The sequence below is a fragment of the Serratia odorifera genome (assembly GCF_041448735.1).
Classification (GTDB): Bacteria; Pseudomonadota; Gammaproteobacteria; order Enterobacterales; family Enterobacteriaceae; genus Serratia_F; species Serratia_F odorifera.
The window spans coordinates 638,737-651,918 of record NZ_JBGMUT010000002.1; the positions used below are offsets into that span (position 1 = coordinate 638,737).

The 13,182-nt window shown below is 62.5% G+C and carries 7 protein-coding genes; 4 read left to right on the forward strand and 3 right to left on the reverse strand.

Going from position 1 to position 13,182, the window contains the following annotated elements; translation table 11 throughout:
- The first annotated feature begins 7 nt into the window (after window positions 1–7).
- The 4 genes from ACCC84_RS09100 to cobA are packed head-to-tail and all read left to right on the forward strand — an operon-like array spanning window position 8 to window position 8,451.
- Window positions 8–796, forward strand: a complete 789-nt coding sequence (locus ACCC84_RS09100) for an ABC transporter ATP-binding protein (protein ID WP_004961607.1) — start codon at window positions 8–10, stop codon at window positions 794–796.
- 34 nt (window positions 797–830) lie between these two features.
- Window positions 831–4,976 carry a nitrite reductase large subunit NirB gene (gene nirB / locus ACCC84_RS09105; RefSeq protein ID WP_371901765.1) on the forward strand — a complete coding sequence of 1,382 codons (4,146 nt, stop codon included), beginning with the start codon at window positions 831–833 and terminating at the stop codon, window positions 4,974–4,976.
- The gene (locus tag ACCC84_RS09110; RefSeq protein ID WP_371901766.1) at window positions 4,973–7,621 is read left to right on the forward strand and encodes a nitrate reductase; all 2,649 of its coding nucleotides are present in this window, start codon (window positions 4,973–4,975) and stop codon (window positions 7,619–7,621) included. Before nirB ends, ACCC84_RS09110 begins: the two co-directional genes overlap by 4 nt.
- Window positions 7,622–7,635: 14 nt before the next feature.
- Window positions 7,636–8,451 (forward strand): uroporphyrinogen-III C-methyltransferase, encoded by an 816-nt coding sequence (cobA, locus tag ACCC84_RS09115; RefSeq protein ID WP_371901767.1) that lies wholly within the window; start codon window positions 7,636–7,638, stop codon window positions 8,449–8,451.
- Here the strand turns inward: cobA and ACCC84_RS09120 are convergent.
- Genes ACCC84_RS09120 through ACCC84_RS09130 form a run of 3 tightly spaced genes read right to left on the reverse strand, consistent with a single transcriptional unit; the run spans window position 8,448 to window position 13,054 of the window.
- A complete protein-coding gene (locus tag ACCC84_RS09120) occupies window positions 8,448–11,162 on the reverse strand; it encodes an ATP-binding protein (protein WP_371901768.1) in 2,715 nt (904 codons plus the stop codon). The genes cobA and ACCC84_RS09120 overlap by 4 nt on opposite strands.
- The gene (locus ACCC84_RS09125; protein WP_371901769.1) at window positions 11,159–11,767 is read right to left on the reverse strand and encodes a response regulator; all 609 of its coding nucleotides are present in this window, start codon (window positions 11,765–11,767) and stop codon (window positions 11,159–11,161) included. The genes ACCC84_RS09120 and ACCC84_RS09125 overlap by 4 nt, the downstream gene beginning before the upstream one ends.
- Window positions 11,768–11,803: 36 nt before the next feature.
- Window positions 11,804–13,054, reverse strand: coding sequence for an MASE1 domain-containing protein (locus ACCC84_RS09130; RefSeq protein ID WP_273870015.1), 1,251 nt, complete (start codon window positions 13,052–13,054; stop codon window positions 11,804–11,806).
- Between the last annotated feature and the right edge of the window lie 128 nt (window positions 13,055–13,182).

A 13,182-nucleotide genomic window follows, 5' to 3' on the forward strand; every position in this document is an offset into this window, starting at 1 on the left:
GTGCGCCATGAAACCGATTATCCAGGTGCAGAACGTCAGCCAGCGGTTCAATACCCCGCAGGGTGAATTTATCGCGTTGCAGCAGGTGAGTTTTGATATTCAGCCGGGGGAAACCGTCAGCCTGATTGGCCATTCCGGCTGCGGCAAATCGACGTTGCTCAACCTGATCGCTGGCCTGACGCTGCCGAGCGACGGCGTGTTGCTGTGCGACAACCAGCAGATCGTCGGCCCCGGTCCCGAGCGCGGCGTGGTGTTTCAGAACCATTCGCTGCTGCCGTGGCTGACTACCTATGAAAACGTGGCGCTGGCGGTGCATCAGGTGTTCCGCCAGCAGATGAACAAAAGCGAAATGCGTGACTGGATCGAACATAACCTCGAACTGGTGCACATGGGGCATGCGTTGCATAAACGGCCGAACGAAATTTCCGGCGGCATGAAACAGCGTGTCGGTATTGCCCGCGCGCTGGCGATGAAGCCGAAAGTGCTGCTGATGGACGAACCGTTTGGCGCGCTGGACGCCTTGACCCGCGCGCATTTGCAGGACGCGGTGATGGAAATTCAACAGCGACTGCATACCACCATAGTGCTGATTACCCATGACGTTGACGAAGCGGTGCTGTTGTCCGACCGGGTGATGATGATGACCAACGGTCCGGCGGCCACCGTCGGTGAAATCCTGTCGGTGGAACTGCCGCGTCCTCGTTCGCGCGTGGCATTGGCGGACGATGCGGCCTATCACCATTACCGCCAGCAGGTGTTGACGTTCCTGTACGAAAAACACGCCAAGGCGGCATAAGCCACGCTGCGTTGGCGCACAGAGGAGCGGCACGATGAGGCAACAACGATTGGTGGTGATAGGCAATGGTATGGCAGGCATGCGGCTGGTGGAAACCCTCTGCCAACTGGCGCCGCAGCGTTACGCCATCACGGTGATCGGCGCAGAGCCGCGCGGCAACTATAACCGCATCCTGCTTTCGCCGGTGCTGTCGGGCGAGAAGGCGTTTGACGATACCGTGCTGCACCCCCTGTCCTGGTATGCCGAGCAGGGGGTACGGCTGCTGGCCGGGGAAGCGGCGTTGGCGATTGACCGGCAGGCGAAACGGGTGACCACCGCGCGGCGCTGCGTAGCCTATGACCTGCTGGTGCTGGCCACCGGTTCGCACCCCTGGCTGCCGCCGACGCCGGGGATCGCGCTGCCCGGCATATACGGTTTTCGTAACCTGGACGACGTACAGGCGATGCTTGGCCACTGCCGTCCCGACGGCCGGGCGCTGGTGGTCGGCGGCGGGGTGCTGGGCATTGAGGCGGCGGCAGCGCTGGCGGTGCGCGGTATGCGCTGCACGGTGGTGCACCGTGGTCATTACCTGATGGAGCGTCAGCTGGACGCCAGGGCGGCGCTGATGTTGCAGCGCAATCTGGCGACGCGCGGCATCGATTGTCAGGTCGATTGCCAGGTCAGCGCCTTCCATGGCGCGGCGCAGGTCCAGGCCGCCACGCTGAGCACCGGTGAGCAATTGGCCTGCGATCTGGTGGTGGTGGCCGCCGGGGTACAGCCAGCGGTGCGGCTGGCGCGCGAGGCCGGGCTGACCTGCCAGCGCGGCATTATTGTCGACCCGGCCATGCGCACCAGCGATGCGGCGATTTATGCCGTCGGCGAATGCAGTCAACTGGGTGACACCACCTTTGGCCTGGTGGCGCCATGCTGGCAACAGGCGGCGTTACTGGCTCAGCGGCTGGCCGGGCAGACGGTGGCGCCGTACCGGCCCGCACCGTTGCACACCCGTCTCAAGGTCAGCGGCATCGACATGCTGTGCGCTGGCGAGATTGAACCAAACAACGGGGCCGAGATTCATTATGCCGAGGATCCGCAGGCACAACATTACCGCCGTCTGCTGGTGCGCGACGGCATCCTTGACGGTGTGCTGCTGTATGGCGACGTCAGCGACAGTCAATTTTATTTGCGGCAGTTGGGCCAGCCGGTCAACGACCCGGCGGCGCTGCTGTTTGGCAATACCGAACCCGAAGCCGCACAGGCGGTGAGCGAGAGGACATCCGAAATGCACAAGCCCGTTTTGCTGGTTGCCGGTCACGGCATGGTTGGCCATCATTTTCTGGAACAGCTGGTGGCACGCCAACTGCACCTGCGCTACCACATTGTGGTGTTTGGCGAAGAATCGGTGGCGGCGTATGACCGCGTCCACCTGTCTGAATTTTTCTCCGGGCGAAGCGCGCAGTCCTTGTCGATGGTGGAGGAGGGGTTCTTCGAGCGTAGTGGTATTGAACTGCGGCTTGGCCAGCAGCTGTGCGCCATCGATCGACAACGCAAGTGCGTAATTGACGCCGCTGGCCGCGAAACCGCCTATGACCAGTTGGTGCTGGCTACCGGTTCTTACCCGTTTGTACCGCCGATCGCTGGCAATCAACGATCAGGCTGCCTGGTTTACCGTACGCTGGACGACCTGGCGGCCATCGCCGACAGCGCCAAAAACGCGCAGGTGGGCGTGGTGATCGGCGGGGGGTTACTGGGGTTGGAAGCCGCCAATGCCTTGCAGCAGCTGGGGCTGAAGACCCACGTGGTGGAGTTTGCACCGCGGCTGATGGGGGTGCAACTGGATGACGGCGGTGCCGCCATGCTGCGTAAAAAGATCGAAGCGTTGGGCGTCAGCGTGCACACCGGCAAGGAAACGCGGGCGATAAATGACGGTTTGTTACACCGTCACAGTCTTGATTTTGCTGACGGTGAGCGGTTGGAGGCCGATTTGGTCCTGTTTTCCGCCGGCATTCGGCCGCGCGATAACCTGGCGCGCGACGCCGAGCTGACGCTGGGGCCTCGTGGCGGTATCGTGATCGACGATCGGTGCCGTACCAGCGACGACGCCATTTTTGCCATCGGCGAATGCGCCTTGTGGAACGGACAGATTTTTGGCCTGGTGGCGCCGGGCTACCAGATGGCACGCACGCTGGCGGATACGCTGGCCGGACGCGATAGCGCGTTCTGCGGTGCGGATATGAGCACCAAACTGAAACTGCTGGGCGTGGAGGTGGCTTCGATCGGTGACGCGCATGGCCGCACCGCCGACAGCCAAAGCTACAGCTGGGTCGACGGCCCGGCCGAGGTGTACAAAAAGCTGGTGGTGTCCGGCGACGGCAAACGTCTGCTGGGGGCGGTGCTGGTGGGCGACAGCGCCGAATACAGTACGCTGTTGCAACTGATGCTGAACGCGCTGCCGCTGCCGTCCGCACCGGAAAGCCTGATCCTGCCGGCCACCGGCGGCGCAGCGCCGAAAGCGCTTGGCGTGGCCGCCTTGCCGGCCAGCGCACAGATTTGCTCCTGCCATAACGTCAGCAAGGGCGACATCAGTACGGCGGTAGAGCAAGGCTGCGCCGATCTGGCGGCAGTGAAGTCCTGCACCCGGGCGGCAACCGGCTGCGGCGGCTGCGCGGCGTTGGTAAAGCAGGTGATGGATCATGAACTGGTCGCGCGTGGCGCGACGGTGAAAAAAGACCTTTGCGAGCACTTTGCCTATTCGCGTCAGGAGCTGTATCACCTGGTGCGGGTCGGCGATATTCGCACGTTCGAACAGCTGTTGGCCAGACACGGCCACGGTCACGGCTGCGAAGTGTGCAAGCCGCTGATTGGCTCGATTCTGGCATCGTGCTGGAACGAATATCTGCTCAAACCGCAGCATTTGCCCCTGCAGGACACCAACGACCGATTCTTCGCCAATATTCAAAAAGACGGTACCTATTCGGTGGTGCCGCGGGTGCCGGCAGGAGAAATCACGCCGCAGGGGCTGATCGCCATCGGCCAGATTGCGCAACGTTATCAGCTGTACACCAAAATAACCGGCGGTCAGCGGGTGGACATGTTCGGCGCCCGCCTGGAACAGCTGCCGGAAATCTGGCAACAGCTGGTGGACGCCGGGTTTGAAACCGGCCATGCCTACGGCAAATCGCTGCGCACGGTGAAATCCTGCGTCGGCTCCAACTGGTGCCGCTACGGCGTTCAGGACTCCACCGCTTTGGCCATTGCGCTGGAGAATCGCTACAAAGGCCTGCGTTCGCCGCACAAAATCAAAATGGCGGTTTCCGGCTGCACGCGTGAATGCGCCGAAGCGCAAAGCAAGGACGTCGGCGTGATCGCCACCGACAAAGGCTGGAACCTGTATCTGTGCGGCAACGGCGGTATGAAGCCGCGTCACGCCGATCTGTTCGCCAGCGATCTGGATACGGAAACGCTGATCCGCACCGTCGATCGTTTCCTGATGTTTTATATTCGCACCGCCGATCGGCTGCAACGTACCAGCACCTGGATGGATAACCTTGAAGGCGGGTTGGATTACCTGCGTGAGGTGGTATTGGCAGACAGTCTCGGCATCGCCGCCGAACTGGAAAGCGAGATGCAGGCGGTGGTAACCAGTTACCAGTGTGAATGGCAAACCACCCTGGCAAGTCCGGAACGTTTGCAGCTGTTCCGCGCCTTTGTTAACAGCGAGCAGCCGGACGAGGCGGTGGTCTGGCAAGCGGAACGTGGGCAACGCCGCCCGGCCGGCGCAGAAGAACGCGGCCAGGCGTTCGAGGTGCAGCCGGCACGGCCGCGCGAGGGGCGGTGGGAAGACATTTGTTCGCTGGACGACATTCCGCCGCACAGCGGTATGGCCGCGCGGATCGACGGCCAGCAGATTGCCCTGTTCCATCTGCCGGGCAGCGGCGTCTATGCGCTGGCCAACCGTGAGCCGGGCAGCGACGCCAACGTGCTGGCGCGTGGCCTGTTGGGGGACGTGGCGGGCGAGCCGGTGGTGATTTCACCGTTGTACAAGCAGCGTTTCCGCCTGCGTGACGGAGTGAGCGTCGATGATGCCTCATTGCGGCTTACCGCCTGGCCGGTGCGGGTGGAACAAGGGCGGGTGCGGGTATACAGCCAGCCGATGCAGGCGGCTATTGTCGAGCCGGAAACGGCGGGAGCGACATCGTGAACGCGGCGCACTGTACCACCTGCCCGTACTGTGGCGTGGGTTGCGGCGTGGCGATTGCCGAGCAGAATGGCACGTTCAGCGTCGCCGGCGACCCCAACCATCCGGCCAATCAGGGGCGGCTGTGCGTCAAGGGCAGCGCGCTGGCGGAAACGCTCGATCTTGATGGCCGCCTGCTGCACCCGCAGCTAGACGGCCAGAACGTCGGTTGGTCACAGGCGCTGGACGCGGTAGCCGAGCGATTTAGCCGCATCATCGCGCAGCATGGCCCGCAGGCGGTGGCGTTTTATGCCTCCGGCCAGTTGCTGACCGAGGATTACTACGTCGCCAACAAGCTGATGAAAGGCTATATCGGCGCGGCCAACATCGACACCAATTCCCGCCTGTGCATGGCGTCGGCGGTGGTGGGTTATAAGCGGGCGTTTGGCGGCGACGCGGTGCCGTGCAGCTATCAGGATATCGAATTGGCGGATCTGGTGATCCTGTGCGGATCGAATACCGCCTGGGCGCACCCGGTGGCCTACCAGCGGCTGAGCGCGGCGCGTCGTCGGCGACCGCAGATGAAAGTGGTGGTGATCGACCCGCGTGAAACCGCGACCTGCGACGGTGCCGATTTGCATCTGCCGCTGCGCCCCGGCAGCGACGCCGCATTGTTCAACGGGGCGCTGCACTGGCTGGCGCAGCAGCAGCGGCTGGATCAGGATTTCCTGCAGCGTCATACCCTCGGTGCGTCCGCTACGCTGGCTGCCGCTGCATCATGGACGCCAGCACGGGTGGCCGAGTTCTGCAGTTTGCCGCTCAACGCGGTGATGGCGTTTTACCGCCTGCTGGCCGGAACGGAAAACTGGCTGACGCTGTATTCGATGGGCATTAATCAGTCCTCTAGCGGGGCGGATAAATGCAACGCCATTATCAACCTGCATCTGGCGGGTGGGCGCATCGGCAAGCCGGGCTGCGGGCCGTTTTCGATTACCGGTCAGCCGAATGCGATGGGAGGCCGCGAGGTGGGCGGGCTGGCCAACCAGTTGGCGGCGCATATGGGATTCAGCGCAGCAGACACTGACCGGCTACAGCGTTTTTGGCGCTCGCCGCAGATGGCGCGCCAGCCCGGCTTGAACGCGGTAGCGTTGTTCCGCGCGGTGGCCGCCGGACAGGTGAAGGCGGTGTGGATCATGGGCACCAATCCGGTGGTATCGCTGCCGGACGCCGACGTAGTGCGGCAGGCGTTAAAAGACTGCCCGCTGGTGGTGGTTTCTGACGTTATGGCCGCCACCGATACCGCCGCGCTGGCGCATATTCGCCTGCCGGCGTTGGCCTGGGGGGAAAAAGAAGGCAGCGTCAGTAATTCAGAGCGCTGCATTTCACGCCAGCGCGCTTTTTTACCTGCGCCTGGCGAAGCAAAAGCAGACTGGTGGATCATCAGTCAGGTTGCGGCGCGCATGGGGTTTGCCGACGCGTTTGCCTACCAGCATCCGGCCGATATTTTCCGCGAGCATGCGGCGCTGTCCGGCTTTGAAAACCACGGTAGCCGCGCTTTTGATATCAGCGGATTGGCCGCGTACAGCCGCCAGCAGTGGTATCAGATGCCTCCCATGCAGTGGCCGATCAACAGGCAGCACCCGCAGGGCTGTCGACGGTTGTTTGCCGATGGCCGCTTTTTGCATGCGGACGGCAAGGCGCGCTTATTGCCGATTACCCCGCGGTTGCCGCATTCTGCGCCGTCAGCACAGTATCCACTGGTGCTCAACACCGGGCGCATTCGCGACCAGTGGCACACCATGACCCGCACCGGCAAGGCCGCGCGGTTGATGCGTCACATCAGCGAACCGTTTTGCGAGATCCATCCGCAGGATGCTGTGCCGTTGGGTATTGATGACGGCCATCTGGTGCGCCTGAGCTCGCCACACGGCTGGATGATCGCGCGAGCGCAGCTCAGCGCAGGCCAACGGCGCGGCAGCCTGTTTGTGCCGATGCACTGGAACGCGCAGTTCACCGCGCAGGGGCGGGTGGACAGCCTGATCCCGCCGGTGGTCGACGCCGATTCCGGCCAGCCGGAAAGCAAGCATGCGCCGGTGCGTGTCAGTCGCTGGCACAGCCGCTGGCAGGCGGAGATTTTCTTGCGCCACGCCGCCGCGCCGCCGCGTGGGGTGTATTGGAGCCGCGTGACGCAGCAGTCGGTCAACCATTTCATCATGGCTGGCCAACAGCAGATCGACGACTGGCCAGCCTGGTTGCAACAGCACTTTGGGCTGGATGGCCTGACGCTGCAAATCGCCGAACTTGCACAGCGTGGCTTCCATGCGATCGGTTGGCGTCAGGGCGAAGTGCAACTGGCCTTTTACAGCCGACGCTACGCGCCGACGCTGGATCGCAGCGCGATCCTTGCGGCGTTTGACCATGCGCCGGACACCGGTCCGCAGCGTCTGGCGTTGCTAGGCGGCCGCAGCGCCCCAGGGCAGACGGCGCCCGGAGCCACGGTGTGCAGTTGCTTCGGCGTGGGTGAAAATCGCATCATTGCGGCGATACGCCAAGGCTGCCACAGCGCGGCGACGCTGGGGGAGCAACTGCAATGCGGTACCAACTGCGGTTCCTGCCTGCCGGAACTGAAAAAACTGATTCAACAGCATGCGACCCAGCGGGTGGCATAGCGGAGGGTAGGTCGATGAAAGCGATTGATATGTTGATCGCGTGTGCGCAGCAACGCCAGCCGGTGGTCGGCGGCGAGGTGTGGCTGGTCGGTGCCGGGCCGGGCGATGCCGAACTGTTGACCATCAAGGCGTTGCGGGCCATCAGTCAGGCCGAGGTGCTGGTGTTCGATCGTCTGGTGTCGCCAGCGGTGATGGCGCTGGTGCCGAAGCAGGCGCTGCGCATCGACGTGGGCAAATCACCCCGTTGCCACACGCTGTCGCAGCCGGAGATCAACCAGTTGCTGGTGGAACTGGCGCAGGCCGGTAATCGCGTCGTGCGGCTGAAGGGCGGCGATCCGTTTATCTTTGGCCGCGGCGGTGAGGAAATGGTGGCGTTGCAGCGCCATGGCATCCCCTGTCATATCGTGCCGGGCATCACTGCCGCCAGCGGCTGTGCCGCCGCGACCGGCATTCCGTTGACCCACCGTGACCATGCGCAGTCGGTGCGCTTTGTTACCGGTCATTGCCGTGATGGCGGACTGAAGCTGGATTGGCGCGCGCTGGTCAGCGACGGGCAGACGCTGGTGTTTTATATGGGCCTGGCGCTCGGTGCGAGCATTGCCGAGCAGTTGATGCGCCACGGCATGAGCGCCGAGACGCCGTTGGCGATTATCGAACGAGGCACTCAGCCGCAGCAGCGGGTGCTCACCGCCACGCTGGTCGAATTGCCCGCGCTGCTGACTCGCGAACGCCCACAGTCACCCGGTTTATTGGTGATTGGCAGCGTGGTCGGTCTGTACCGCGCCGGCCATTGGCAGGCGCCGCAGGTTACGCCGGCGGTGGCGGTTTAAGTTGCCGACGGGCGCTGCAGTTCCAACAGGGCGATAAATCGCAGCGTCAGCGCGTTCAGCCGCAGCAGTGCCACCGTCGGTTCCGCGCTGGTCGGTGGCTCTTGTTCCAACTGCTGGCAAACGGTAACCGCGCTTTGGTAGCCTGCCAGCGCAAAACTGCCTTTCTGCCGGTGCAGCACCGCGGCGAACGCCTCCGGTTGCCCGGCGTTGGCAAGCAGTTGCTGTCGGTCGGCTTCACTGCTGCGTTGCAGTTCATCGATTAGCGTTGACAGCACCTGAGGCTGCCCGTCGCTCATCGCCCGTATTTCCTGCATGTTCAAACCAATTGCCCGCTGTTCCTGCAGCAGGTTGCGCAAGTCTTTTTGCGTTAGCGGTTTGATCAATACCGCATCCATACCGGCGGCCAGACAACGGCGTTGCTCATCGTTAAAGGCATTGGCGGTGCAGCCGACGATCGGCTGGTAGCGCCGCTGACCGCGCTCGCGTTCGCGCTGGGTCTGTGCCAGCTGATAGCCGCTGAGGGTCGGCATCTGACAATCGGTCAACACCAGATCGGCGTGTTGCCGTTCCAGCCACTGTAACGCCTGCATGCCGTTATCACAGGTGGTAACGTGATGGCCGAGCTTTTCCAGTTGCAGCTTCATCACCGTCAGGTTGGCTGGCAGATCGTCTACTACCAGGATATGCAGCGCGGGATCCAGCGCGCTGGGTGCCGATGTGGTCTGGGATTCGTTATGGATGGCGCTGCGTGGCAGGCTCAGCGTAAAGGAAAAACGCGAGCCGTGCTGCGGCGCTGAATCAATCTGTAACTCTCCCCCCAGCAATTGTACCAACTGGGTACAGATTGCCAGGCCAAGCCCGGTGCTGGCCGGCGTATTGGGATCGGCCTGGACATACGGCTGCAATATTTTTTGCTGCATTTGCGGAGCAATACCGATGCCGCTGTCGGTGATGCTGAACGTGACGCGGTCGTATTGCGTATCCTGCGACTGAACGCTGACCTGCAGCGCTACAAAACCGCGTTCGGTATATTTGATGGCGTTGCTCAGCAGGTTATTGAGCACCTGCGTCAGCTTTGTGCCATCCAACAGATAGTCACACTGCCAGGCGGCTTCGATGTCGCTGTCCAGTCGCAGCGCTTTTTGCGCCGCCAGCGTGGCGTAGGTTTCCAGCAGCTGCGTCAGCAAGGGGTACAGCGCGGTGGGCTGCGGTTGCAGATGCAGTTCTCCGGCTTCGATTTTCGAGATGTCCAACACGTCGCCGACGATTTGCAACAGCTGGCGTGAGGCGGCATAGGCAATCGGCAGCGACGAGTCTGCCGCGTCTGGACGCTGGCTTTCCAGTTCCAGAATGCCGAGGATGGCGTTCATCGGTGAGCGGATCTCATGGCTCATGCGCGCCAGAAAATCACTTTTTTCGCGGCTGGCGTCGGTGGCTTGCTGCAACGCGTCGGCCAGATCGCGCTCCAGCCGCTTGCGTTGGCTGATGTCATACCAGCCTAGCAGCAGGCCCTGCGGCGTCATGCGGCTGTCGCTGTAGGCCGCCAGCCACTGGGCGATTTCCCGTTGCTCGCCGCGTATTACCATGGTGCGGTCGGAAAACTGCGGCTGCATGCTGCCGATGGCGGCAATGCGTTCCTGGTGGCCGATCGGTGGGGCGATGGGATGGTGCGCGGTGAAGTGTTCCAGCGTACTGCCAATGACCTGCTGGTGGGACAGCGCCAGCGACGTTAACAATGCCTGATTGCAATGGGTAATCTTGCCGAGCGGGTCGCACACCAGCAGCGGGGTGGGAATGCTGTTCAGCAAGGTTTGCCAATATTTGAGCGCATCGCGCAGTCCACGCTCGGCGCGGCGCCGGCGGAAGATCTCGCTAAGCAGAAAGCCTATCAGAAACAGCGACAGCGCAGCGCTGATCCCCGCCAGCGGCGTCAGCCAATGGCGGGCAGTGGAAGGCGCGGGCAGCATGCCGTTGAGCGCCGCGTTGAGTAGCCAGCGCTGGTTGATCGACTGCGCCATGCCGTCAGGCAGGGCATCGATCGCCTGATTGATGCGGTCGAGCAACGCGTGCTGATCGGCAGCCAGCCATAGGCGCTGGGTGCTGACGATGGCCGGCAATGGGCGCACCAGCAATCTGCCCGGATACAGATTGCTGGCCAGCAGCGCCGCCTGGGTGGCGTCGCAAACGATGCCCTGAGCAGCGCCGGCATTCAACAGTCTGAGCGCTTCATGCAGGGTTGCCGCTTCACCGAGCGCCACGCCGGGGTAGGTCGTCAGCAAGGCGGCCTGTACCGGGCTGTGTCGCAAGGACAGCAAGCGCTGATGACGCAAATCCGGCATCAGTTGATGCTGCAACGGTAGGCTATCCCGCCGCACAACCAACGCCCAACGCTGCTGCCACAGCGGTTTGGAAAGCAGGATGCCGGTCGGTGGCGGTGAACTCTGCGGCGGCGGCAGGGCCAGCTGGATACGCTGCTGGCTGAGCATTTGCGCCAGTTGGTCGCGGTTGGAGGCCGCCTGGGCGCTGAAGTGCAACCCGCTTTGGGTCGACAGCGCGCTCAGCAGATCGCTGGCGGCGCCCTGTGGTTGGCGCTGCGCATCCAGATCGCTATAGGGCAGGCGATCGCGCAACAGGCCGATCTGTAGCGGTTCTGCCGACCAACCCCAGGCCGGCAACAGCAGCAATGGCAGCAGCCAGCGCATAAGGTTCATAGTCCGGCTTCGCGCAGATATTCAAACAGTTCAGCGTCGGAGCCGACGCCGATTTTCATCATGGCGCTTTTTTTCTGTGCGCTGATGGTCTGCTTGGTACGGCTAAGCATGGCGGCGATGTGATTAACGCTATGTCCCTGCGCCAGCAGGCGCACCACCTCCAGTTCTCGCGGACTCATGGCTGCCACGGTGACCGGCATCGCGCTGACGTTAGCGGGACGTCGCCCTTGCTGTAATGCTTTCAGGCAGGTGGTCAGTTCGCTGGTCAGGCTCTGCTTGTTGATCACCGCCCGCGCGCCGGCGGCCAGAATGGTCTTCACCAATCCGGGGTTGGTCATCATGGTGATCACGACGATCGGCAACTGCGGGTATTTACGCCGCAGCGTTTCAATCAGTCTCAAGCCATCGCTTTGCCGATCGCCGGGCATGTTGAAGTCGGTAAGCAGTACATCCGGCTGTTTTTCCGCCAGCAGCGCCAGCAATTGATCTACCGTTTGCGCTTCGCCGCTGATGACAAAATCATCGCCGAAGCTGGTGGTGACCACGGTGCGTAACCCAATCAGGAACACTGGATGATCGTCGGCTATTACCACGGTTTTTTGCACTCAACGCTCCTTGAAACAACAATAAATACGGCAGGATTAATTGGCCGTGACCAATGCCAGTACGCCGTTTACCCCGTGGTGTGGATGCGGTAATAACCGGCATTCAACCTGATGATAAACCGCATCGGGCAACAGCAACCGCAAGGCGCAGCAGGAGGGCTGCTGCGCTGAGGCGGCCGGATGACGCAACAGGCTGGCCAACGGCTCGCGATCGTCGGGATGTACATGCGCCAGCAGCAGCGTCAGGTTGGCCAACTGACGCGGCGGCATGCCGAAAATCGCTTCATGCGGCTGCCAGTCGAGACTTTCCGCCCCGGGCGTCAGGCAAAAAAAGGCCGGTTGGCGCGCCTGTAACAGGTAGCCCAACAGCTGCAAGCGCTGCTGGTGCTGCTGGTTGCGGGCGCGGTGCTGCTGTTCACGCGTGGCGACCAGTAGCCCGAGTGAAATAACCGCCAACAAGTACAGCTGCGACGCTTCGACGGCCTGGGTGCCTGCCAGTGCGGCGGAAAAAGGGCCGTAACCGTAAAGCGTCGCCAGGCTGACCAGCAGCGTCAACAGGATAAAGTACAGCGCCAGCGGCAGCAGCGGCCACAGCGCCGCCAACAGCAAGGACAATGCCAGCGCCATATACAGCAAGGCATGATTCAGCAACGGGTGCTGCAACAGGGGGGCCGGCAGGCAAAATATCGCCGCCACCAGCGGTAATACCCAGACGGCGGTATAGCCCTGTTGTCGGTTTAGCCAGCGGCCGCGATTCAGCCGGTGGATGATAAACAGCGGGGCGATCGCCAGGCAGCCGGTAGCGTTGGAGATGCTCCAGCTAACGAAATGCGAGACCACCGTCGGGTAACCAAGGGCCTTGAGCAGCAGGTCGCTGATTAACCCGCCGACGGCGCTGCCAAGATAGACCCCGCCCAGCAGCAGCAGGGTTTCTCCACGGTAGGACAGGTCGGTTGCATAGCGATGCACGCTGTTCCAGATCAGGGCGAGCGGGCACAGTATCAGTGGATCGACCAGCGCGAACGCCAGCGCGATATCCACCGGCCGATCGTGCAGCACACTGACCGAGAAATGCATCACGCCGGCGCTGATCACCCACATCGGCCATTGGGCCGGTTGCCGGGTGCACAAGATGCCCAGCAGCAGGCCGGCCGGCAGCCAGACGGTGCTGGACAGGCTCCAGGGGTCGCGCGTTTCGAGGCTGATGGTCGCGAGCAGAAAGTAAAGCGCGATAAAGATCAGCCAATGTAATAGGCCGTAACGAAGAGATGTACGCCCGGCATCCATGTGTTTCTCCCTTGCCGCTACCGTGATGAATAATGATAGCAATCTTCTGCGATTAGCAGAGGGTTGCTTTTCTGACTAGTCAAATATCTGTCCGCGTGTGCGTTTCTTATACTCCTTCCCACATTACG

Excerpts from the sequence above, each read along its gene's own strand:
- nirB (WP_371901765.1), top strand. The coding sequence starts at position 831 with ATGAGGCAACAACGATTGGTGGTGATAGGCAATGGTATGGCAGGCATG.
- ACCC84_RS09100 (WP_004961607.1), top strand. The coding sequence starts at position 8 with ATGAAACCGATTATCCAGGTGCAGAACGTCAGCCAGCGGTTCAATACC.
- ACCC84_RS09130 (WP_273870015.1), bottom strand. The coding sequence starts at position 13,054 with ATGGATGCCGGGCGTACATCTCTTCGTTACGGCCTATTACATTGGCTG.
- cobA (WP_371901767.1), top strand. The coding sequence starts at position 7,636 with ATGAAAGCGATTGATATGTTGATCGCGTGTGCGCAGCAACGCCAGCCG.
- ACCC84_RS09120 (WP_371901768.1), bottom strand. The coding sequence starts at position 11,162 with ATGAACCTTATGCGCTGGCTGCTGCCATTGCTGCTGTTGCCGGCCTGG.